Here is a 24,874-nt window from a genome sequence, read left to right on the forward strand (position 1 = left end):
CTTTTGGTTTACAGCCTATTTATATACTTTTCAAAAAGAGATCAAAGCCTGATTTAGTTTTTCTAAAACAGCAATTTTTTCGTCTGTTGTCGAATGACTTGTTAATGCATTTTTATCATCTAAAGCTGTTTGTAATGCAGTGATATCTTGTCCAGCAGTAGCCGTATTGATCTTGGATTGAGCTTCTACCGAGGCTTGCTCGATCCATGTATCTATAGTAGGTAATTGAACTACAATAGTCGTTTCTATATCAGCATCTCTAAGAGTTAAATGTAATGTTACATTATAATTTGCTGTATAAGCACTTCCATTATATTGAGATAACATTATTGTATCTTCAAAATCAGAAGTTACTAAATACGTATCATCAGTAACGCTTATCGGGTGTCCATTAACTTGAGTTGGTAACAATTCAATATCAGATATATACATAGCAATATTATCATTCAAAGAATTTGATGATCGCAATGATATATCTTTATCCATCTGTGTATCATAAGCCAAGACTTGATTGGAAGAAATCAAATCCATTTCTCGTTCCAAATCAAGCATATCTATCTCTGCCTGATTAGGTAATTGATGATAAATAGAGGTGGGTGGTATATTAACTAATACATTTTGATCGAAGAAGCTAACTTGATCATTATCTACATTCATATCAAATACATGCCAGTAAGGTTCTTCTCCATCGCCTACAGGAATATGATAAGTTTTCATTGGAAGTCTGTATGCTCCATTATATACTTTTACAGTAGCTGATGATTTTCGCAATGTTGATGCTGCTCCATTATTAGCAGTCGCACTATAATTTTGTACATAAAATGTGTATATGCCATCTACCCGTTTCTTAATAGTGATCACTTCTGGTCCGTAAGAACTCATATTATCTGTATCTAAAGATACATAATTCTGATTCTGGTAATTGTATTGTCTATTGTCGGTAGAAGTATGGAATCCATAGCCATCGGGTGTAGGTCCTAACAAATGAGCATCTTCATCGTAAGGTAATTCATCCCATGTTAATACAATACTAATTTTACCTTCTGTTGGCATCCTTGAAACAATAGCACTTTGATCATAATTATATTCTTCTGCCAAAGACGTCGCTATTAGATAAGAAGGAATAAAACCCTCTTTTATCAGTTCACCTGTGTATACTCCTGGTGGGAGCGTAACATTATAATCTCCATGTTCATTGGTTGTAACAGTCGCTGCGATTGGTCCTTCTGTTACATTCAACCCCCGCCGAAAATGAATCGTCATTCCTTCTACGGATTCACCCTGTTCTTCTCCTATAAAACCTGTAAATCCATTGATACGTAGATCACCTTTACTAATCGTTAAAAGACGACTTGAGGAAGACGATGGTGTAACTGTAATCTCTAATATTTTATTATATTTGGCTTTTAAGTTAAGCGGATCAAATTGGATTACACCTGTGACACTATCATAAATAATGTTCGTTAGTGTATACGGCTTACCATTTAATGTAGCTGTCACTTCCATATCACTTAGCAATAATTCATTGGTCGGTTGGTTCAAATGTAAGATCGCTTGACCATTTCTGACATCCAAACTTTGCACAGGTTGTTGTACAACGACAGGTGTCGAAGAGTCTTGATGTTTCTTATCTTCTTTGCGAATATTGGTCACCGCTTGCTCGCCACCAACGACACCGCCTTCAATCAGTGCGGTTACCCCTGCACTGGTTGTCGTCTGATTCACTCGTGGTGTAATCGTTGATCCAGTTACATTAATGTATGCTTTTTCAATCGTACCATTACCACTGACTTTAGCCGCACTATTCAACGTCAACGATTGGATCGATGATGAAGATGTGGTGCTAATCTTATTATCTGTTGTGCCTGAAGCCACTGCCAGATTATCGACAGAACCAGTAAGCAATTGAGTTAGCACAGAGGATGACGAAATGTCCATACTATCTATACGTCCCTTTAAGGAAACCGTTGATCCCGATGGAATCTGATTGGACAAGACGACATTTGTAAATCCTGCTCCTGTTGTTAATCCTTTTTCTTCAAGTAGACCTCCAGATTGAAGAATCATCTGCTGTACAGTTGTTGCACCTGTAGTCACTACACGTACATTACCATCTTTTTTATTGATAACAGCTGTTTGCAGTGTAGCATCTTGAAGATGGATACTATTTATGCCACCACCATTAATAGTCGTTGTTCCTTTAACAGTCACATGATCTAAGATGGCATCCCCTTCGCCGATTCCTGCACCTAAAAGAAGATCGCCTTCGATCACCATATTGCGAAGCGTACTGCCAGCACTATTTAACTGCATATCACCTGCTATTTGTTGTTGACCGGATGCAGGCCCATAGACACCTGCTGTATTGTATATCGTTGTTGGAGAAGATGATTTGGATGAGTTATTCGTATCCGACGATTCTAAAGAACGCTCCAAGACAGTAACAGCTTCTGCACGAGTCGTTGTATCTTTAGGACGGAATCCCTTTTCATCACCTTTCATCAGTCCACTGTCGATCACTGCGCCAATCGAACCTTTACTCCATGAAGGACTATAGAGTGTATCTTTCATTTGAGCAGCAGAGTTAGATGACTTTAATTTTTTCAAAGAAGTCAAAATAACAGCTAATTCTTGACGTGTAACTTTTTGATCTGGATGGAAAGTATTATTTTTGTATCCTTCCATATATCCTTGTGATTTGGCGATCGCTACATCATGGTAGAACCAGTCTGAAGATTGTACATCTTTGTACGCAATCGAACTTGTTTGAGTAAATCCAAATGCTTTGTTAATCATAGCCGCTAGCTGTGATCTGGTTACACTTTGATCTGGTTTTAAACTTCCATCTTGAAATCCACTAATGTACCCTTTACTTTGCCATTGTGTCATGACATCCTTAGCCCAGTGATTCTGAATATCACTTGCTTGAGCAGTTGGTGTTGCTGTAAATCCCCAAGTAGGCAAAACAATAGCGACACTCAGCAATAATGTGATCCACTGGTGACTTCTCTTTTTCATATTCCCCAACATGAATTCCCCCAATAAAATGTAAGCATTATTTGATCTTATAACTTTAGACGTAGGTATATAGACATATTCTTTCATATTACTACATATTTTTTATTTTGGGAATTGATTTTTCCTATATTGGAATTGTATGGATAAGGAATAGATATAATAAGATCCACTTGCCAAATTCAAAATTCTCTGTTAACATACTGAACAAACGTTCAGTATTATTTCTTCTATATAATGTTATCCAGCACACTTAATGAATCGGAGTGAAAACTCGTGAATAAAAAGCAATTGCAAACCGAACAAACTAAAAAAAGAATGTTAGATGCGGCTCGTGCCTTATTTGTACAAAAAGGATTCAAAGCCACTTCGATTGAAGATATCGTAGCTGCTACAGGTAGTAGTAAAGGGAATATCTATTACCATTTCAAAAGTAAAGAAGGTCTGTTTCTTTATTTACTAGATGAGTGGAATCGGGATTGGGAAGAAAAATGGCAAGAGAAAGAACATCTGTATCCTACCACTGTCCAAAAAATATATGGGCTTGCTGAACATCTGGTACGTGATGATCTCAGTCATCCACTTACCAAAGCAGCAGATGAATTTTTTAATAGCGATGAAAAAGATAATGATGTTGAAGAACGTGTATCTACCATGATGGCTTCTCATCTAAGCTTTAACCAGCAATTAATTCAACAAGGGATCGATAGTGGGGAATTCAAGGCGAACGATGCCGCTAAGTTAGCTATTATTATGGAAAGTCTGATTATTGGATTAGGTCAGATGTCTCGTCAAGCGAGTATTGAGGAAGCTTTGAACGTATATGAATTAGCTGTTACTGTGATGCTATATGGTATAGCCAGCCCTATGACTTCATAGCGATGTACAAGTAAATCAAGAACAAGCCAAAATAGAGTATGTTGATGTAGCTTCATCTATGATGATCAGTATCATAACTTATTCTATTATTAACATATTACAGACCGAACGTTCAGTATTATAAAATGATTAAATGAATAGATGGAGGATTTACTCATGTCGTTATTACTTCGTAACAGAGGTGCTATACTGCTTCTGATGATCAACATTTTTCTTATTTTTACAGGCGTAGGCTTAGTGATTCCAATCATGCCTACATATATGAATGAACTTCATATTAATGGTAGTATGGTCGGATTACTGGTGGCTGCTTTTTCATTCAGTCAATTAATCTGTTCCCCAATTGCTGGACGATTATCTGATACATGGGGACGTAAAAAAATGATCGTATCCGGGATGATTATTTTCGCTGTATCGGAATGGTTATTCGGGATTGCAAATGATCCTACATTATTGTTCGCTGCTCGGATGTTAGGCGGTATTGGTGCAGCCTTTATTATGCCTGCGGTTATGGCGTATACTGCTGATATCACATCCGATGAAGAACGTGGTAAAGGGATGGGTTATATTAATGCGGCGATTACGACTGGATTTATTATTGGTCCGGGTATCGGGGGATATATTGCTGAATTTGGTATTCGGGTGCCGTTCTATGCGGCAGGTATAGCCGCAGCGATTGCAGCTGTAATCACCTTATTGGTATTGCCTGAATCATTAACAGCAGAGAAGCGCAAAGCAACAATCGCTGAAGCTTCTCTTACCAAGCAACCAAATATGTTTTTACAATTGATTCATTCCTATCGTGAATCGTATTTCCTTAGTCTGGTGATTGTGTTCGTTATGTCTTTCGGATTAGCCAATTATGAGACGGTATTCGGATTGTTTGTCGATCATAAGTTTGGATTTACACCAAAAGATATCGCCTTTATTATTACCTTCGGTTCGATTGCCGGGGCTGTTGTACAGGTTAGTGCGTTTGGATGGATCGTCAATACATTTGGTGAGAAGAAAGTCATTTCATGGTGTCTTGTGTTCGCATCACTATTCGTACTGTTAACGTTATTTGTCAATCAGTACTGGATGATATTAGTCGTTACTTTTATTGTATTCTTATCGATCGATATTCTAAGACCTGCGATCAGTACACAATTATCCAAAATTGCTCATAATCAGCAAGGTTATGTCGCTGGTCTGAACTCCGCGTATAGCAGTCTGGGTAATATTGCAGGGCCGATTGTCGCTGGATTATTATTTGATATCAATATTGGCTTCCCTTATATGGCGGCAGCGATTGTATTATTCTTATGCTTTATTCTATCGCGTAATACGAAGAAGCTTGATGTATAAACACCCTATTTAATCACCACCATATCTAATCATACCAAAAGAGTATCTATTCAGCAGATCGCTGTAGATACTCTTTTTTGCTTTCGTTATCGCCAATCTTCTGCTATAAAACAATAACGATCATCTTGCGGAGGATCGATCATCAGATGTACCAATGGTGTTAAATAAGGTTCTAATCGTTCTGCGGCAACTACACTGGTTTCTGTTACTTCTACAGGGTGTTCTAGATTCGTAATACTGAGCTTCATACGATCAGGATACATCCAAATAAAAGCTTTTACGCCTGCAATGATTACATGTTTGGGATGTTCTATTTGTGGATATGTCCACTTTGCTGTAGTAGAACTAGATGAATCCGGTGATATCCCTATCATCGGTAGATCTAACTGTTCAAACACTTCATGTAATTCTTCTTCTGACTGAATCCGAATCGCAATCAAAAGACAATCGCCATCTCCCACATGTCCTCCATAAGCTCGACAATATCGAAAATACTTCAATCGTTTAGACCATTTCAACAATGTATCCAATGAATGACGTTCAAAAAAGTAGCGTTCCCATAATTGCTGTTCTGATAGAGGTGTATGAAGAGGTTGGTTTTTCTTTTTCCTATTCCACATTGGCTACTCCTCCTTCTATTCAAAATGATGATCGATTCGCTTTGGCTAAAATTCCTTCTACAAAATCAGTCTTGAGTATTGTGTATTGTTCACGGTCTTCTGTTTGCTTAATAATCTGTTGCTTCAGTTGCCCATAAGCGATAACTTCATCAAGATGCTGACGAAGATAATTGCGAAAAGTAAGGTGTCTATGTAATTCCAGATTATCTTGAGCACATACATATAAATGTTGATTCATCCAGACTTGTTGATCGGGTTGCCAGGGAACATAATCATCTATTCGTCCAAAAGCTTCTCTGCCTTCTACCCCTAAATCTCCTCGATAGTGATATCCCAATAGACTCAATGCTGTAATAACCTCTGGCAATTGCTGTCTACTCGGGATTACGACGACGATATCTAAAATAGGCTTGGCTATTTGCTCTACAATCGAAGTACTACCGACATGTTCAATATGTAGCATTAATTCTTGTAACTGCTTCGTTAAAATGTGTTTAATCTGTTCAAACTGTTCTGCCCACTTGGGATTGTATACTTGAATGTCTATCATTGTTCGTACCTCCTTTATACTGTTCAAGTGTATATCATTCTATACTGATCTATTATCTGATAATAAAGAAATAGCGCTTCAAACAGAATTATACCTGTTCAAAGCGCTATTAGACTACTGGCAATGATTCATTTCATCACTCTAATGAATTAACCTTTTTTATTCAAAACTCATTATTGCGAAACAGTGATCGGGTTTTTATCTTCTAATAAAGCAAGATTATTTGTGATGACGGTATCTCCATCATTTAGACCACTATTGATAAATACTTGTGACCCTGTTGCTTTACCTAAAGTCACTTGCTTACGAATGGCTACATTTTTTTGTACCACATAGACATACGATTTGCCATCAATCGTTTGGATCGCTTTGGAAGGAACAATAATTCCTTCTTTGGCACTTGCATCGACAAAGCTAATATCTGCTAACATACCAGATTTAAGCTTATTATCTGCATTGGATACAGCGACTTTAACAGGATATCCTTTACCACTGTCATCCAATGGACTGATATTTTTCACTTTACCTGTTTTGAGAATATTGGATGAAGTCACTCGTACTTGTACAGGATCACCAATTTTAACGTTATTGATTTGATCTGCTGGAACATAGATCAATGTATTCACTGTACTTAGATTGGCAATAACAAGTGCCGGTGAAGATGTAGATGCCATTTCGCCCACTTCTGCATTTTTAGTACCGATAATACCGTTGATCGGTGAAGTCACGACTGCATCATCTAGAGCATCTTGAGCAATATTTACATTCAATTCAGCTTGTTTTTGCTTTTGCTGACTGGCTTCAATACCTGAAGTGCTTTGTGACACTTCTAGTTGTTTCTGTGCATTGCTATAACCACTGTTAGCATTCTCATAACTGCTGGTTGCATTTTGATACGCACTTTGAGCCGTACTCAAATTTTTCTTCGCAATAACTAATGCTTTTTGCGCTGCATTTAATTGTTCTTGCGCATTAACCTGTGCATTTTTAGCATTATCATTTGCCGTTTGCGCTGTTGCTTGAGCAGTCTGTGCTTGTTCCAATTGAGCTTGAGTAGCTAATCCATTCTGAAATAAAGATTGGGTACGTGTTAATGTCTTTTGCGCCGCAGATAATGTTTCTGTCGTTTGCTTAATATTGTTCGCTGCACTCGATACAGCTGTTTTGGCTTGCTCTACCGCTGTGGTTGCTTGATTGATTGCTCCATTGGCTTGGTTGATCGAACCTGTTGCTTGATCGATTGCACTTTTCGATGAAATGATCCCATTTTTGGAGCTAACTACACCAGAGTTGGCAGAGACCATACCTGATTGTTGAGAATCTTGAGCCGTTTTCACTGCTGCTCCTGCCGCAGCTACATCTGCTTGTGCTTTTGCTAGATTGTTGCGAAGATCATTGTCTTCGAGTTTGAGAAGTACTTGCCCTTTTTTAACTTCTGTTCCGATATCGACAGGTAGTGATACCACTTTGCCACCCATTTTCGGAATAATATTAACGGTCTCAGAAGGTGTCACGGTACCTGTATAAATTTCACCTTTACCGATCAACCCTTTTTGTGCCTGACTGACTTTGACGGTGACGTTCATCGCTTGTGTTGTTGCCGCTGCACTATTGGAAGAACAGCCAGATAACACAACGGTTCCAACCAGTAATGCTGCTAATGGTAATTCCCATTTTGTTCTTTTCATTCGTGTTCCCTTTCTTTCTATCTATATTGGATGAAAAGCTTTCTGATCTGAAAGCATCTATCGATACGATTATTCTTTGATCGCTTTGACACCTTTACGTCGACTAATAAATAAGAATATAAATGGAATCGAGCAAAATAGCGGAATCGATGATACTAAGAAGGTATCAGCTATCCCTCTAGAATAGGCATCAAGGGTAATCAACCCTGAGGTAATGGTCGCCCATGAACTTCCCAATGTCGATTGAAGCGATTGTGCACCATCAAGTGTGATCGATTCTGAGATTTGTTGCGAATGTAGAGCAGTACGACTTTGCATTAAGAACGTCAAAATCGCAATTGCCATCGAACCTGCTATCGTACGGACTAGATTAGATGCCGTCGATGCTTTACCTACTTTTTCCGGTGCAACAGCATTCATCCCTACTGTTGATAAAGGCATCATACAGATCCCGATTCCCATACCACGGAACATCAATACCACTTGTAGCCATAGATGTGAAGTATCCGGAGTCAGTGTGTGTAGATGATATGTCATTAAGCTTGTTAGTGTTAAGCCAAATAATGCAATCGGTACAATCCCAATTTTATCAAATAATTTACCAGCAATCGGCATCATCACAGCCATAGCGATCGCTTGCGGTAATAAGATAATCCCTGTATGCACAGGCGAGACGGACTGAATATTTTGCAAAAATAATGGAGATAAGAATGTTCCTCCATACAGCCCCATCATGACAAAACTTGAAGTAATCACACTAATCGTAAATTTATAATTTTTAAATAAAGAAATATCGATAACCGGATTGTCTTTGCCACTTTCGACAAAAATCAAAAAGACCAATGACCAGAAAGCGACGAAAAATAATCCTACAATTTTGAAAGAACTCCAACCATCGCTTGAACCGCTAGATAGTGCGTAAAGCAATGTTCCTGCACAAGTAGCTGCTAGTAAAAATCCAGCTAAATCGAACTTAACTCTAGCGCCTTTAGGCGGTTCTTTAATCAATACGATTACCATCAAAATAGCGAATAGTGCTACAGGAATACAGACGATAAATAGGAAACGCCAGTTAAACCATTCAATCAAGTATCCACTCAGTGTAGGACCGATAGCAGGTGCAGCCATTGCAGCTACGCCCCAGATCCCAAGTGCCATACCGATCTGTTCACGTGGCATAATTTTATATACGATCGTCATACTTAGCGGCATAATTACACCGCCACCTAATCCTGCCAAAATACGTGCAGCGATTAACGACGAATCACTCCATGCAAAAATACAAAATGCTGTTCCTAATGTAAACACACTAAGTGCAGCGATCAAAAATTTCTTATAACCAATGCGCTGCTCCATAAATCCCGTGATCGGAACAATTATTCCTGATGCGAGAGTATAGCCGGTAATCACCCATTGAATCCGTGACGTTGTTGATCCTAAATCTGTGGTCAACTGAGGAATCGCTACATTGATCAGACTGTTATTCAAAATAGCGACAAAAGCTCCTAATATAATTGCGATAAAAGCAAGCCAGCGTTCTCTGGGCGAATCTGCGGGAGGAGCGGCGGCAACGACCGTGTCAGCCACATAAACCTCTCCTTACGATGTATGAATTTTCACAACCACATTTGTTCCAGGAATCAATTTCATGTCTTTCGGTACATTCAGAGCAATCTCTACAGGAATACGTTGTGTGACTTTGTTAAAGTTACCACTTGTATTGGTTGCCGCAATATTAGCAAAGACCGAGTTAGACGCTTCACCAATTTTGCGAATTTTACCTTGAATCGTGTAGTCTCCATCTGCATCTAACGAGACATCAACCACTTGACCTGGTTTAATACGGTTAATATCTGTTTCTTCAATATTGCTTGATACATATAGATCATTCATATCTGCCATAATCGCTACAGGAGAACTAGGTGTACCAATCTCATGTTCTTTGGAATAAATTTTGAGCACTGTGCCATCAATAGGAGCACGTAATACCGATTTGCTAATCATGCTAGAATCTAGACCAGATACATCTTGCTCTGCAATCGGTTCGTTTTGTTTCAGTACGTCGCCTTCTTCAACATCAATATGATTGAGTTCAGCTGTAATCTGTGGCATTACTTTGTATTGTGTTGCTGAAATACGAGCATCTTCTGTTTTGACGAAATGAGTTCCTTGATACCAGTAATAATAACCTAACGTGCCACCGCTAATAACTAGTAACACGATGAGAATTGACAATACAATCTTCCTTCTCACTTACTCCACCCCTGTAGTTCAACTTTTTTTATTGTTACAACAAGCACTCTTAAACATACTTGTTATGAACGTCAATTTTACAGTCATTATGTCCTTCTTCTCCAAGCACACAAAGACAAGGAATAAGATGATTTCTAATTTGAAAAGCCATCTCTATTCCTTATTTGTCGATACTCAAGCCTCGCTTCAATAAATCTAATTCCAACTCGTAGTAGCCAATAATTTCATCCAACGGTACTTCTTTTGCAAAAAAGCGGATAAAATTCTGAATCGTGATCGCTACAATAATTTTAGTCAAATGAAGAACTTCCTTTTCATCAGCTACGTTGAGACGACTTCGATTGATCGAGCGGATAAATTCATTGGTACGTTCTTTGGCCGCCGGCTCATTCACATTCAGTGCTAATCGATGTTCTACTTTATAACTCATATTCAGAAAGATATTTTGAGCAAAATAGCGATATTCATGATGCTGAAATCGTTCTAGCATCATTTTGAAAAATTCATTAAAAGCAATAAAAATATCACCGTCATTTTCTTTGAGTAGCAACAACACTTTCTCTCGATTGTGCTTGTTATACTCTTCCAAAATATAAAAGAAAATATCTGCTTTATCCTCAAAATATTGATAAAAACTTCCTCTAGGAATACAAGCTTCTTTGATAATGTTCGCAATAGAAGCATCTGCTAGCGAAGCTCTAGAAAATTCTTTGAACGCTGCATCGATTAACACTTTCCGTTTTTCCTTTGGCAAATTAAAAAAAGTCTGAGTAGGCATGGATTCACTCCAAATTGAGCATTTTGGTTCATATCATATTATTTCAAGTGTAAAAAATTACATAAACAATTATAATGTGACACAGTGTCACATGTCAATAGTGTTCTGCTCCATATCTTCATATTTTCTTTCCTTATCCTTATATTTACATTATTCGCAAGTTAGTTTTGCTATTGTAGCATCTTATTTTTCGCTCTAAAATAGGTAAAATCACTAATTTTTGTATGAATTTATTACCAATTTTTATGGTATTTTGTTTCTACAATCAATGCTATATTACAATTTAGAAAACGCTTTCATTACTAATTTAGCGGGAGGTGGTATCGCTTACAACATTTCTTCTACCTATATAACCTGTTCCTGCAACGACTGTTTGTCAAAGAAAACGTTTATTTGTTTTCAAGATGTACAGATCATTACGTTTACAGATTGTCCATAACTTTCACAAAGGAGACTTTATTAATGAAACGTAAATCCAAATCGTATCTTTCTTTAACTGTGATTGCGGCTATGATCCTTTCTTTATTTTCTTCTTCAATGGCTTCAGCCGCTTCTGATGAAGAACAATCTTTATCTGCCGCTGCGACAACAAGTATTCAATCGTATGTCAGTGCGATGCAACCGGGTTGGAATTTAGGGAATTCACTGGATGCTACAGGGGCAGATGAGACTTCATGGGGTAACCCTCGTGTCACCAAAGAATTGATTCAACAGATTGCGAATCAAGGATATAAAAGTATTCGTATTCCTGTAACCTGGGATCAACATACAGGCAGTGCGCCTAACTATACAATCGATGCTGCTTATATGAGTCGTGTACAAGAAGTGATCAATTGGGCATTGGATGCGAATCTGTATGTCATGATCAATATCCATCATGATTCTTGGTTATGGACAAGTTATATGGGTCGAGATCATGATGCGGTACTTGCCCGTTACAATGCGGTATGGACACAGATTGCAGATCGCTTCAAAGCTTCTTCTAGCAAGCTGATGTTCGAAAGTATTAATGAGCCTCGTTTTACAGAAGGTGGAACAACCGATCCAGCAACTGCCTACAAATTGCTAGATGAACTAAATACCTCTTTTCACAAAATCGTAAGAGCATCCGGTGGAAATAATGCAACACGTGCAATTGTTCTTCCTACTCTAGCTACTTCTTCAACACAAGCAGATCTGGATGCACTATCCCAGACGATTGCTAAATTAAAAGATCCTAACATTATTGCTACGGTTCACTATTATGGCTTCTGGCCGTTCAGTGTAAATATTGCTGGTTATACGAAATTTGAAGCAGATACGCAAAAAGATATCACAGATACCTTTGATCGTGTATACAACTCATTTGTCGCTAAAGGCATTCCAGTCGTTATTGGCGAATTCGGATTGCTCGGCTTCGACAAAAATACAGGCGTTATCGAACAAGGCGAAAAACTGAAATTCTTTGAATTCTTTTCTAACTATGTACGTCAAAAAAACATGACCACGATGCTATGGGATAACGGACAGCACTTTAGCCGTACAGCCTACAAATGGTCAGATCCTGAACTATACAATGTGATGAAAGCAGGTTGGACAGGACGTTCTTCTACTGCTGAGACAGACTTGCTGTACTTCAAAAAAGGAGCAGCAATCCAAGACAAAACGGTGAAATTGAATCTCAATGGTAATACATTCAGTTCCCTTTCTAATGGTAGTACTACACTGGTTAAAGGTACCGATTATACGATCAGTGGAGATACCCTTGTTATCAAATCCAGTCTAGTGACTAAGTTGCTGGCTTCAGGTAAATTAGGAGTCAATGCTACACTAACAGCTAAATTTAACAAAGGTGCCAACTGGAACTTTAATGTGATCTCGTATGATACACCGAAAGTGAGTGCTACAACAGGCACAACCAGTTCATTTGCTATCCCTACGACTTTCAATGGTAATCAGTTAGCGACAATGGAAGCTACGTATACAAGTGGTGGAAATGCAGGGCCGCAAAACTGGACATCTTATAAAGAATTCGCAACAGCTTTCAGCCCGGATTATAGTGCCAACGTAATCAAATTAACACCAGACTTTTTCAAAGAAACCAACGATGGCGAAGTTCTACTCAAATTCTACTTCTGGAATGGTGATGTTGTTAATTACAAAATCACGAAGAGTGGATCAAGCGTAGTTGGTAAAACGTCTTAAAATAATAAAACAACAAAGGCAAGCTACGGTGAATATATCCGCAAGCTTGCCTTTGTTATATTTATAACCTTTGTAGTTCTAACTCATCTATACTTTTCCAGGTACTATCCACTTTCTTACCCAAATCTGCCAAGAAATGCGTATAATATCCTTCTAGTCTCCAGATGATCCGACCTGATAATATAATTTCATGTTCACATTTCAAATGGTAATACACCGTCTGATGTTCATCTTTCCAATGATCGGTAACTGTCTCGATATAATATCCTCTACGAAACATATCTGCTAACAATTCTTCTGAGTTGTGTTCTTTCAACATATCAACATCCACGCCTACTACTTGATGTAATTGTTTCAATACTTGGTACACACACTCTTGAAATTGATTAGAAACCTGACCAATGTAAGTTTCCATCAGCTTTTCCAAATTCAACATCTCCCAGATATCATATTAGTAATATCTTTTATTATATACTAATTTTATCCATAAGAGTTTTTTAATTGAAATTAATATTAAGGTAATTTCGTGAAATATCTAGCATTTCTTTAAAGTCATTTTTGTAAATCTTCTTCAATAATAGCGAGCGTCAAATGATCTTGCCAGACACCATCAATTTTTACATTTTTGCGAGCAATGCCTTCTTTAGTAAATCCTGCTTTTAACAATACTTTGATCGATCCAATATTGTGAGGCATTACACCTGCTTCGATACGATGTAGTCCCAACTCACTAAAGGCATGTTGTACGATCACTTTTACCGCTTCACTCATATACCCTTTACCATTGTACGTTTGATCAAGAAAGTACCCGATCCAACCACTTTGTAGATTACCTCGTACCACTTCAGACAAAATCACTTCGCCGATCACAGTGTCTGTGTCTTTGAGAAAAATAAGAAAACAATAGCTTGTATCTTGTTCACTTGACTCTAAAAAGCGGTGAACTCGTTCAGCTTGACCTTCGTATGTATAGAAGAATTCATTACGTGTGCCAGCAAAAGCTTTGAAAAATTCTCTATTGTTCACCTCTAAAGCAAGCAATGAAGCTATATCTTCTTTCACAAGCGGTTTAATCGTTAAATGTTCTGAATGTAATATCATGTTCCGGCTCCTTTGATTTAAATGTACTGTTTAATTTTGCCCTTTTCAACTTACAAACTAAAGTGTCATATGCTGTCCATGTCTTGCTAAATACTCTTCTTTGTCTTTGTAATCTGGCATAATGCTACCTAATTTTCTCCAGAAAGAACGATCATGGTTCATATGAAGTAAATGACAAAGTTCGTGCACAATTACATAATCGATCACTTCTATCGGAGCCATAGCTAGGCGGTAATTAAACGTGATTTTTTTGCTCGAATGACAACTTCCCCATTTGGTGGTCGATTCTTCGATATCGATACTTTTTGGCTTTACCCGTAGTTGCTTTTGGTAACCTTCAATACGTTCGAGAACAATTTTTTTACAACTGGTAAAATAAAACTTTTTCAGCTTCTGGCGTAATTCTTCTTCACTGGCATCGCCAACTTCAATAAGCTCATGCAAAAAATACTTTTTCCCTAAATACAAAAACTGCCCTTGTTCTTCATATTCTTTGGCTTGAGGAACCGCATTTGCTTTAGCTTGATCTAGCTTACTTGTATTATCCAACAGCCATTGCTTATTTCGCTCCATCACCCGCAAAATATCTTCTTCCGGGGTTCCATTAGGAGCTTTGACTGTAATAAGCCCAATCGTTTCAAGCTGAATCGCTATCTTCGTGCGCTTGCTATATTGCACATTAAATTCAATTGTGCGCTCATCGAATTGTATTTTCATAGACATTCTCTTTTCTACTATAAAATATAGGATTTTACTTCTTATCATATCATTCTATGATGCCAAAACAAAAAAAGAGAGGCTGTATGCCCCTCTTCGTATCTATAATATGGTTTTAGTTATGAGTATAGTCAACGAGTTATGGACTAACCATACCACCGTTAGCATTGATCGTCTCGCCACTTACATAACTAGATTCTTGGCTAGCTAAGAATACATACGCTGGAGCCATTTCTACAGGCTGTCCTGCACGTCCAAGTGGTGTGTTAGAACCGAATTCTTTCAATGCTTCTGTTGGTTGTCCGCCTGCCACTTGTAGCGGTGTCCATACTGGACCTGGTGCTACTACGTTGACACGGATACCTTTTTCACCAACTTGTTGTGCCAGTGCTTTACTGAATACATTGATTGAACCTTTAGTTGTTGCATAATCCAACAATCCTGGTGAAGGAGAGTACGCTTGGATCGATGATGTATTAATAATTGAACTACCTGGTTGCATATGCTTGATCGCTGCTTTGCATAACCAGAATAGAGAATATACGTTTGTTTTGAATGTAGCATCAAATTGTTCTGTGGTTAGATCAGCAATCGATTCTACAAACTGCTGTTTACCTGCTACATTAGCTAGAATATCGATTCCGCCTAATTTAGCTACCGTGTCTTCGATCAATTGTTCACAGTATTGCTCATCTTTAAGATCGCCAGGCATTGCATATGCTTTTTGACCTGACTCTTCGATCAATTTCACGACTTCTTGAGCATCTGCTTCTTCTTCAGGTAGATAAGAAATTACAACGTCTGCACCTTCACGAGCAAAAGCGATTGCTGCTGCGCGTCCGATACCACTATCTGCTCCTGTAACCAAAGCTTTGCGTCCTGTTAAGCGACCTGTACCACGGTAACTCGTTTCTCCAGAATCTGGAATTGGAGTCATATCTTTTTGCAAACCGGGTTCTGGTTGTTTTTGTTGCCAGTCTTCATTTGCCTTAGGATGTTGAGTCGTTGGATCTTGCTTTTGATATTGGTCAGCCATGATTGAATTTCCTCCTCTGAGATGATGTTTATATTGGTCGTTCTGGAAATTAATGAGCTCTTTTTCTATGTAACCGTGATAGCTTATCTTCAAACAAAAAGCATATCCTTTTTTTCTAAACATGCTAGAAAAAAGAATATGCTTCGCATTATGGTATCTTTATAGGCGTTATTATATAAAAAGTAATATTGGATTAATCTATCCGCTGATCCGATTTCTTCCCAATTCGAAACACATAATAACTAGCGATCACAATACCAATAAATACAATGCCGACGATTAATGAATTATGCGTATCCGGGTTAAACCACATGCCGATCAGCACCAATGTTAAGAAGATAATCACGATGTAATTACTGACTGGGAAAAATAACGATTTAAATGGATGCTCGTGGATATCATTTTTCCATTTTTTGCGGAACTTGAACTGGCTGAATGCCATGGCTAACCACGGAACCATGCCGGGTAAAATACTGGCACTATAAATGTACAAAAATAATTTGGAATCTGGAAATAAGTAATTGAACAGAACGCCTACCAACAGTAAAGCGATTGTTGTCATAATACTGTTACGTGGTACACCGCTTTTCGAAATTTTAGCAAAAAATGGTGGCGCTTGTTTATTTTGCGCTAGTGTATACAGCATACGACCTGCACTATAGATACCGCTATTACAACCAGACATCGCTGCGGTAAGCACTACAAAGTTAATAATACCTGCTGCCGCTACAATACCTACTTTGGCAAATGTCAAAACAAATGGGCTTCCTGTTGTACCTACTTCATTCCAAGGATAGATTGTGACAATAACGAAGATTGCACCTACATAGAAAATCAGTATCCGCCAGATAATATTTTTAATTGATTTTTTCAATGTTACTTTAGGATTTTCTGCTTCCCCTGCGGTAATCCCGATCATCTCGATTCCCTGATATGCCGCTGTTACAATACATAAGGCGAATAAGAATCCTTTTAACCCGCCAGCAAAAAATCCGCCATGTACATACAGATTAGATAACCCAATCGGTACACCGCCATTACCCAGTCCAAAAAAGATCATGCCTGTGCCGATCACAAGCATCGCACTAATCGCAACCACTTTAATCATCGCGAACCAGAATTCAAATTCTCCATAAAACTTAACAGCCGCTAGATTGGCAGCCGCAATAATGCCGACACCGGCTAATGCTGGAATCCACTGCGGAATCTCAGGGAACCAGTACCCTACATAGATTCCGATAGCTGTAACTTCAGCCATCCCGACTGTTACCCATAAAAACCAGTAACTCCATGCCGTTAAAAATCCAGCCAATGGGCTAATATATTTGTGAGCAAATGTAGCAAACGACCCTGTTACCGGTTCAACGATTAACATTTCGCCCATCATTCGCATCACAAATAACATAATCACACCTGCTGCCAAATAGGCGAGTAAAACCGAAGGCCCTGCCCATTGAATCGTACTTGCTGATCCCATAAATAGACCGACCCCGATGGTTCCTCCAAGGGCAATCAATTCAATATGACGTGTTTTGAGACCTCTAGTCAATTGCTTGGTTTCCAAAAAGAACGCTCCCTTTCAACTGTGTTCATCTTTACATTTTTCAATACTACACATGATTTTCTAAGATCTAACCCATTATGTACAACGATTATAATATGCTTATTAATGTGTTCGCTGTGACATACATTAACGCATTACAGAATTACTTCAACAAATTGTAAGGGAATATTTCAAGAAATACAACTATTATTATCACTGCAAACTACGTATTAAACTACAAAAAAAAGCAGACCTTTTCAAGTCTGCTTCCTTATTGTTATATGATCTGATTTCTACATCCTTTGATAAACAAAGAACTTTCGGTAGAACGCTATCCTTATTCAGATTTAAATTGAATCTGTTCTAAATAAAGACCTTCTGCATCTGCCATACCACCTGTTTGTAGCTTTTCTTTGGATAGCAAAATCGTAGGAATATCTGCTGCTTGCTTCTCCCCTAATCCCACTTCGATCAATGTACCAACCATTTTGCGTACCATATTATAAAGAAATCCATTTCCAGACACACGGAATTGTACAAATCCATCCACTACCTCGACATCTAATGTGTAGATGGTACGTAATGTATCTTTTTTCTTCGACTTGGCATTAGAATAGACTGCAAAATCATGTTCTCCCAGAAAATGAGCACAAGCCTCTTTCATTTTCGCGATATCTAGCTTTTTGGGAACATGCATACTGTACTTCCGCATAAAAGGATGGCTATACGCTTCATTCCATATTTTATAAATATACGTTTTGTTGGTCGCATGATAACGTGCATGAAACCGATCGTCGACTTTAGATACTTCTGTAATGCTGATATCTGCTGGTAAATAATGATTCAAAAAGTTAAAAATTTTGGACTCTGGCAAATCTTCTTTAATTTTAAAATGTGCGACTTGATGTAGTGCATGTACCCCAGCATCGGTACGGCTAGAACCTATAATTTCAATCGGTTGATCGACCAGTACAGAGATGGCTTTTTCAATCTTACCTTGCACTGTATTGTCGCTATCTCCAAGCCGTTGCCACCCTTTATAACGCCCACCATCGTATTGGATGATTAATTTGTAATTGTTCATGTGTACTCCCTTTGTGTTGGATAAAATAAATACTTTGAAGATATCTACTGTATCATATTATGTGTATTTCGTTTGGGTTTTAAATAATTGATTTTTAGTCTTCTATTTTTGTAGGTTCCCATGCGTAACTACAAGTTTCACACCTAGAAGTCATGCCACTCTTTATTATTTTGATACATGTAAACAATGTTAATAGCCCGATTAAAATAATTATTCCTAGTGCAATAGGATGTTTCATTAACTGATTATCTATTGTGTAAGCTATAGGCTGTACCATTAAATTATTATCTGCTATGTAAGCTATCACAAAACAAATCATTGCACCAAAATAAAATAATATGCAAGCAATTCCCCATCCTGATCCTGTAGTAACTTTTGCCGAATCGCATCTTGGACAACGTTCCCATTCATAAGCCATACTTCATTCCCCTAACATTTTATAATAGCTCTCCATAAGATCTTAGTACTATAATGCGATCTAAAGTAATAAAAAAATAATTTTTTCAAAGCAAAATATCTTATATTTATGTATTACGACATATGTGGCTGAATATTTTACACTTCACAATTCCTTTCTGCCAAAAGTGGATTGTTAGCTATGACTTGCTTTATATTCTGCTGTGCTTGTGGCTGTACCGTAATCCCGCCCTGACGAGCAAGCAATATCCACCGGAGACAGGCAAGTGCTTCAAATATGTGTAATTCTTCTTCAGATATCGGGTGCTCTGCTAGATAAGCATCACGGAATACTTCAGCATATCGCTCTGAAATATAAATTTTCTGCAATGTCATCGACCAGACCGCATCATATCTCGCATCCCCTAATTGTCCATTCGTCCAATCGATTACGGTATAACGGTTTTCAGTAGTCAGAATATTTCCCAGATGAAAATCGCCATGAATCACACGATTCTGCTCTAGCGTAATCATAGGCATAACCTGATACAGTATGTCGCTAATATCGGTGTACATTGCTACGTCAGGAAAAAAGTAATCTATAAAACCGTATTTCGGAAGTAAAGCATATTCACTTTCTGTGATCTTAACATGATGAATAGCAGACAATAAGGTAGCAGTCTGAACAATTTTCTTTTTGTTCATGTTGGTAAGTGCTGTCCCGTCAAACGTTGTGAGTAATACTTGATCTTGATTATGAAGCATACCCCACCCTATCGGCTTAGATACAGCAATCCCTTTAGCCAAAAGAAACTGCAATAACTGATATTGTGCTTCTACATCTGGCTTTGCCTGTTGATTCCATATTTTCAAGACCAAATCACCTTGAGCACATGACAACTTGATGACTTCTGCTTCAAATCCTTGATCTAGCGAATGCTGAATTATATCGGATTTAGGATGTAATAACGTATGTAAAAGATCGTCTTGCTCATTCCACTGTATGTTGTGAAGGATAGTAGGCAACAAGGTTCCTCTTTTCTGGCAATATGTACTACCCGTATTTTACATTTATCTTATCATTTCTACAGATATGATACATCTATGAAAGTGAAGTAATAGTATTCGATTTAGAATAAAAGTATTTATTATTTTAGACACAAAAAAAGAGGAGCTTATGGCTCCCCTCTGTTGTTACCAATCATCTATTATGAATCCATCACACTGATTTTCTCCACCGTATTGGTATTATCTTTGTACCAGATCATCAGAATCTGCCCTGCTTTAAGATCAGATACTTTAAGTGTGGTTGTTGTGCTATTCTTGTTGGTCTGTGGCATCATGGCTGTGATTTGAGAAATCGTTATCTCTTCGCCGATCGTTATCGTTTTCTCTACACCGGTCTTACTCATAGTAGACGTACTACCATTTGACCGACCAGTTGGGAAAGTGCGATCTGTATTCGGTGTAGGCGTATTAGAAGTCCGATTAGAGTTAGGTGTAGTCGTCTGAGATGGACTAGAAAGCACTGCACTATGGTTATCCGCCGCCGAGGAACGGCGCTGTGCTTGCTCCATCACATCAATTGTGATTGTACTCCCCTTCACAGAAACTACTTTGCCGATCAGATCAGCATCCATCATTCCGCGCATGGCATTACGATTGCCCCCACCACCCATTGTACTTGTACTGTTAAGGGGTATCTGTTGAGCTGTAATTGCACTACACGACGTTAACAACATCAGCCCGCACAGTAATAACAGGAGTAGCGAGACAGGATATCTTTTTTTACGCATATTAAGACTCCTTTCTAGCAGAAGATCGTAATCGTAAAAAGTCCTGTTGGATCAGCCATTCGTACGTATCTTTGAATCCCATATACGACAAAATAATGAGTAGTGGATAGATAGGATAGATATATCTAGACTTGATCTCCCATAAAATATAAAACCCAACAAATCCTAAAATCACCAGTACCAACGACACTTCATCGAACCGCTTCGCCCGTAGACTGCCGATCAGACGAATCAAAATAAAGCCGTACATTAAGAAATTCATCGTATATAAGACCCAGAGTATCCCACTACGATAAGGTGAATTGCCTGCAAATAGATCAGTAGCAAAGGTCGGATAACTGTACCCACCCATAATAAAGCTAGCACGCTGACCACCAGAAGAGCCATCATTGCCAATACCGTATCTTTCGATCTGATACGTACCTTCTGTCCATGTCCAGATGATCTTTTTATAATACATGTGTACCAGATCGCCAAAGCTAGCTGTCGATAATTTCTGAGCAATCGATTCTTTAAATAGTTCAGTACTCACTGCTTTGTTGTAATCCGCATCTCGCTGGTAAATATTATAACTTTCACGGTTATCCCAGAATCCAATAGTTTTCAGATTAATCCCCATATTCAGCCACATATAGATCGGTGCTGCATTGGTGGTCGTAGAAGTCTGCACTTTGTCTGTGGTCTGTAACAGTGTATTTTGAGTCCAACTTGGAATATTGAACAAGACGGCAAATAAGCATACAGATAGTACTACTTTTTTCCAGCCTAATTGCTTGAAATGGAAAAACAATGAGATCACAATCGCAAGTAAGAAAATAATGCCTATACTTCTAAAATAGTTCCCGATTGTCACTAAAATAGCGGCGAGTATAATGTACTTGATCGACTTTTCTTTCATAAATCGAATTCCAAAATACAACGCTGACGTAAGCAATGTCGTTGCAATCACATCATTGTAGATAAAGTTGCTCATAAATAAAGACGGAATATACGTTGCTGCAAATACGAGTACACCGTAATCATTGTCTTTGGAGTTAGGATTCAGCTGTTTGTAGATTAGATAGATCATCAAGGTCGTAATAAGAGCAAAACCAATATTAGCTAACTTAATCGTGACATAATTATCTGGAAACATCGCTAATAATGCTTCAATATACAACACGGTCGAGTAATTAAAAGGAAACATATGCAGATACCCTGTCGTACCAAATGTAGAATAATCGCCTTTATACAGCATATTCATTGCCAGAGACACCACGGTCTGCGAGTCATCTGTTGGCAAGCGGGGAAATAGAAAAATAATGGCCACTTGAATAGCTAATGAACCTAAAAGAACCAGTGGAATCACAATCTTAGGGCGATATACATTCAGCTTCAAGCACAGACGATATAACATTACACTGAATACCAGTAGTGCGATGATAAGCAGTATAAATGTACCTACATGCTGTTGCTGTAGCATCGGTGTGTCTCCATATACCACATAATTGTACTCTGCTCGAATAAAAAACGAAGATGCGATAAACAAACTGACAAAGAAAATCAGAATCACATACAACGTTTTTTGGATACCTTTTAACATCGAAAAACTCCTTTGCGGTAACATAGTAGTAGGCACACTAAACATGCCAGCGATATTTTAAAAATTGAATGTAAACTGTTCCCGTTCCATTCGTATTCACCCATCGCAAGCAAGTCTCATTCCCACTGAAAAATAGAGATATCCGCAATATCGATCTACTATTTTTCGGTTCATTTATACTGTCTATAGCGTTCTTATTCTCTCTCTGTTGCTTCTGAAATCTCATTATAAAGGCTCAACCTGAATTATTGATTAAAATAGAAGGCAACTGTAGACAATTTTTGAATGCTTCACCATAAGTACTGTATGTATTTCATCGTTTAAGGAGGTTCTAATATGGATTACGAGCAATCTAAATATCATATTGTAGAACAAGCTAATCTATATATTGCAAATCACCGCCACTATACATGGTTCCAACATTCAGGTTCTGTCTATGAATTAGACACACTGAAATTATTAGATCTCAAAGGCATAACGACGTTTGCACCTCTACAAGAATTCCCCCATCTGAAAAGTCTCGAATTCGGTACAACCAACAGTACATTGACGATCCCGGATCTGGTCGGCTTAGATCAGGCGAGTCATCTGGAACGATTGGCTTTTGTCAGCAAAACCAAAATTAAGCGTAATATCGAAGTCATTGCCCGGCTCTCCAACTTGCAATCATTAGGATTATATAATGTACAACAAGCGTTGCCAGAAGATTTGCTATCTGCGCTGACTTCTCTACAATCGGTTAGCTTATCCAAACACAATTACAATAGTTCAGCTTCCCTCCCTGCTTGTCTGGAAGAGATCAGCATCACTGTAGATGGTCTAGCTACGTTACCGTCTATTCCTCCTGCAACCGGTGTGAAAAAGGTATCGCTACACGGGAATCGCTGTGAGATAGATACCCTTCATTCTTTTGCTATTTTTCCAAATGTGGAAGAAATCAAAATCAATGCTCCCAAAAAATTAACAGATCTTTCTTATGTATCACAGCTTCATCGACTTAAAGTATTGGATATTAACTTCGCTCCTGTAAGCGACTTAACCGCTCTAGATCAACATCCAGCGATAGAAGAACTACGGTTACGAGGATCATGGGTAGAGCAACTAGAACCAATTACACTTTGCCCTGCGCTCAAAATATTATATTTAGAAAAATCGAAGCTACACTCAATCGCAAATATACGTACGCAATGCCCACAACTGCAACAGTTATGGATCTGGGGCACCAAAGTGAAAGACCTCAGCCCTTTAACAGACATGAGCACTTTGCAAAATCTAGATGTAACCATGCTCAAACCCAAGTCGTGGGACTTCTTAGCGACGTTAACTGGTTTAGAAGTGTTAGATTTATGCAAAACATCTTTTGCTGATCCTCATTTGTTAGTGGAACTTCCGAATTTGAAAAAAGTACGGTTAGCAAATAGTGAGGTAGATGTAGCGTCGGATGAATATCAAAGGTTGGAGAACATTATTTTAGCGCGGGGTGGGGTACTGAGATAAACGAATATTAAATAAAGTATCCTTTGTAAAAAATGATATAATCGATATAATCTCTTTTTTCTCAATTACAAATTCTTTTTTGAATAATATATTTAATTCATTCGAAATGAGTGATCTTTTGGATATAAAAAAGCTTCTTTTGTCTATTTTAATTTTAATCTTTTGGTTTCCTTTATTCTTGTTAATATGGTCTCAATCGTATAATCTAATTAATTCAATTGATCCAGGTATTTATATTCGTTTTGCTACAGACAATAAGTATAATGTTGATAAATTTTTTAATGAAGAAATTGATGAAAAAACAAATATATATTCAGTAATATATAATGCTTTAAAAGATACAAAATTTGAAAATGTAGCTAACAAACAAAGTTTATACAATTACCTATGGAAAGAGAAGAAGCTAGTAACTACTATAATTACAGAGAATAAAGAATATACAAAATACTTAAAAGAAAACAATTTAACTATTAATGATTTTTGGATGTATATCGAGAAAATGACAACCTTGGATGAAACATTATTGAATGGTTCTTTTTATATTAGTACTCTTATAGAGATATTAATATTTTACTTTATATTTAAATATAGATTGAGGATTTATCTAGTAGCTTTTTTTATATATACTTTTTTCAACTTAAATGCTTTTACTTTTGATATATTCGGGAATTTATTATTTCCTTTTTTGAGATCTTATTATAGTTTTATAGGTAATAGTTTAAACTATGAAGATTATCAAAAAATGATAAAAATCTCTTTGCCTACTATTAAAGAAGCTTTATTAACATATATTATTATTGATGTTATT

22 protein-coding genes are annotated in these 24,874 nt (G+C 37.7%); 5 read left to right on the plus strand and 17 right to left on the minus strand.

What is annotated here, in order from left to right; genetic code table 11:
• Positions 1 to 30: 30 nt before the first annotated feature.
• The gene (locus PTI45_RS07065) at positions 31 to 3,018 is read right to left on the minus strand and encodes an S-layer homology domain-containing protein (protein WP_175425136.1); all 2,988 of its coding nucleotides are present in this window, start codon (positions 3,016 to 3,018) and stop codon (positions 31 to 33) included.
• A gap of 273 nt (positions 3,019 to 3,291) precedes the next feature.
• On the opposite strand from PTI45_RS07065, the gene PTI45_RS07070 reads away from it, so the two are divergent.
• Both PTI45_RS07070 and PTI45_RS07075 read left to right on the plus strand, forming a co-directional pair.
• Positions 3,292 to 3,894, plus strand: a complete 603-nt coding sequence (locus PTI45_RS07070; protein WP_069326831.1) for a TetR/AcrR family transcriptional regulator — start codon at positions 3,292 to 3,294, stop codon at positions 3,892 to 3,894.
• 156 nt (positions 3,895 to 4,050) lie between these two features.
• Entirely contained in the window at positions 4,051 to 5,241 is a 1,191-nt protein-coding gene (locus PTI45_RS07075) for an MFS transporter (protein ID WP_069326832.1), read from the plus strand.
• Between the two features lie 86 nt (positions 5,242 to 5,327).
• Here PTI45_RS07075 and PTI45_RS07080 read toward each other — a convergent pair whose 3' ends face one another.
• The 6 genes from PTI45_RS07080 to PTI45_RS07105 all read right to left on the minus strand — a co-directional run bounded on the left by PTI45_RS07080 (position 5,328) and on the right by PTI45_RS07105 (position 11,106).
• Positions 5,328 to 5,861 carry a hypothetical protein gene (locus tag PTI45_RS07080; RefSeq protein ID WP_069326833.1) on the minus strand — a complete coding sequence of 178 codons (534 nt, stop codon included), beginning with the start codon at positions 5,859 to 5,861 and terminating at the stop codon, positions 5,328 to 5,330.
• Between the two features lie 19 nt (positions 5,862 to 5,880).
• Complete coding sequence (locus tag PTI45_RS07085) at positions 5,881 to 6,411, minus strand: GrpB family protein (RefSeq protein ID WP_069326834.1); 531 nt, start codon at positions 6,409 to 6,411, stop codon at positions 5,881 to 5,883.
• A 173-nt stretch (positions 6,412 to 6,584) separates the two neighbouring features.
• On the minus strand, positions 6,585 to 8,099 hold the full coding sequence (locus PTI45_RS07090) for an efflux RND transporter periplasmic adaptor subunit (RefSeq protein WP_069326835.1): 1,515 nt from the start codon (positions 8,097 to 8,099) through the stop codon (positions 6,585 to 6,587).
• A gap of 69 nt (positions 8,100 to 8,168) precedes the next feature.
• Positions 8,169 to 9,686: a DHA2 family efflux MFS transporter permease subunit gene (locus tag PTI45_RS07095; protein WP_069326836.1), complete on the minus strand. Its 1,518-nt coding sequence runs from the start codon at positions 9,684 to 9,686 to the stop codon at positions 8,169 to 8,171.
• A 12-nt stretch (positions 9,687 to 9,698) separates the two neighbouring features.
• The gene (locus tag PTI45_RS07100; RefSeq protein WP_069326837.1) at positions 9,699 to 10,352 is read right to left on the minus strand and encodes an HlyD family secretion protein; all 654 of its coding nucleotides are present in this window, start codon (positions 10,350 to 10,352) and stop codon (positions 9,699 to 9,701) included.
• Positions 10,353 to 10,512: 160 nt separating this feature from the next.
• Positions 10,513 to 11,106 (minus strand): TetR/AcrR family transcriptional regulator, encoded by a 594-nt coding sequence (locus tag PTI45_RS07105; protein ID WP_245703447.1) that lies wholly within the window; start codon positions 11,104 to 11,106, stop codon positions 10,513 to 10,515.
• A gap of 486 nt (positions 11,107 to 11,592) precedes the next feature.
• Here PTI45_RS07105 and PTI45_RS07110 point away from each other — a divergent pair, with 486 nt between their 5' ends.
• Complete coding sequence (locus tag PTI45_RS07110; protein ID WP_069326839.1) at positions 11,593 to 13,314, plus strand: cellulase family glycosylhydrolase; 1,722 nt, start codon at positions 11,593 to 11,595, stop codon at positions 13,312 to 13,314.
• Positions 13,315 to 13,375: 61 nt separating this feature from the next.
• Here PTI45_RS07110 and PTI45_RS07115 read toward each other — a convergent pair whose 3' ends face one another.
• From PTI45_RS07115 to PTI45_RS07160, 10 genes are all read right to left on the minus strand, one after another.
• Entirely contained in the window at positions 13,376 to 13,729 is a 354-nt protein-coding gene (locus tag PTI45_RS07115) for an MAGE domain-containing protein (protein ID WP_175425137.1), read from the minus strand.
• 137 nt (positions 13,730 to 13,866) lie between these two features.
• Positions 13,867 to 14,415 carry a GNAT family N-acetyltransferase gene (locus PTI45_RS07120; RefSeq protein WP_069326841.1) on the minus strand — a complete coding sequence of 183 codons (549 nt, stop codon included), beginning with the start codon at positions 14,413 to 14,415 and terminating at the stop codon, positions 13,867 to 13,869.
• A 57-nt stretch (positions 14,416 to 14,472) separates the two neighbouring features.
• Entirely contained in the window at positions 14,473 to 15,132 is a 660-nt protein-coding gene (locus PTI45_RS07125; RefSeq protein ID WP_069326842.1) for a M48 family metallopeptidase, read from the minus strand.
• Positions 15,133 to 15,271: 139 nt separating this feature from the next.
• Positions 15,272 to 16,168 carry an SDR family oxidoreductase gene (locus tag PTI45_RS07130; protein ID WP_069326843.1) on the minus strand — a complete coding sequence of 299 codons (897 nt, stop codon included), beginning with the start codon at positions 16,166 to 16,168 and terminating at the stop codon, positions 15,272 to 15,274.
• Between the two features lie 193 nt (positions 16,169 to 16,361).
• Positions 16,362 to 17,732 (minus strand): amino acid permease, encoded by a 1,371-nt coding sequence (locus PTI45_RS07135; protein WP_069326844.1) that lies wholly within the window; start codon positions 17,730 to 17,732, stop codon positions 16,362 to 16,364.
• A gap of 316 nt (positions 17,733 to 18,048) precedes the next feature.
• Positions 18,049 to 18,795: a tRNA pseudouridine(38-40) synthase TruA gene (gene truA, locus PTI45_RS07140; protein ID WP_069326845.1), complete on the minus strand. Its 747-nt coding sequence runs from the start codon at positions 18,793 to 18,795 to the stop codon at positions 18,049 to 18,051.
• Between the two features lie 94 nt (positions 18,796 to 18,889).
• Positions 18,890 to 19,213 (minus strand): hypothetical protein, encoded by a 324-nt coding sequence (locus PTI45_RS07145; protein ID WP_069326846.1) that lies wholly within the window; start codon positions 19,211 to 19,213, stop codon positions 18,890 to 18,892.
• Positions 19,214 to 19,350: 137 nt separating this feature from the next.
• Entirely contained in the window at positions 19,351 to 20,217 is an 867-nt protein-coding gene (locus PTI45_RS07150) for a phosphotransferase (protein WP_069326847.1), read from the minus strand.
• A 182-nt stretch (positions 20,218 to 20,399) separates the two neighbouring features.
• Positions 20,400 to 20,987 (minus strand): hypothetical protein, encoded by a 588-nt coding sequence (locus PTI45_RS07155; protein ID WP_069326848.1) that lies wholly within the window; start codon positions 20,985 to 20,987, stop codon positions 20,400 to 20,402.
• A gap of 1 nt (position 20,988) precedes the next feature.
• Positions 20,989 to 22,569: a glycosyltransferase family 39 protein gene (locus tag PTI45_RS07160; protein WP_069326849.1), complete on the minus strand. Its 1,581-nt coding sequence runs from the start codon at positions 22,567 to 22,569 to the stop codon at positions 20,989 to 20,991.
• A gap of 336 nt (positions 22,570 to 22,905) precedes the next feature.
• Between PTI45_RS07160 and PTI45_RS07165 the strand changes: the two genes are divergently transcribed.
• Positions 22,906 to 24,066: a leucine-rich repeat domain-containing protein gene (locus PTI45_RS07165; RefSeq protein ID WP_069326850.1), complete on the plus strand. Its 1,161-nt coding sequence runs from the start codon at positions 22,906 to 22,908 to the stop codon at positions 24,064 to 24,066.
• Between the two features lie 106 nt (positions 24,067 to 24,172).
• On the plus strand, positions 24,173 to 24,874 hold a 702-nt coding region (locus PTI45_RS07170), incomplete at its 3' end, for a hypothetical protein (protein ID WP_139129222.1).

Origin of the sequence: Paenibacillus nuruki (assembly GCF_001721045.1) — a bacterium.
GTDB lineage: Bacteria > Bacillota > Bacilli > Paenibacillales > Paenibacillaceae > Saccharibacillus > Saccharibacillus nuruki.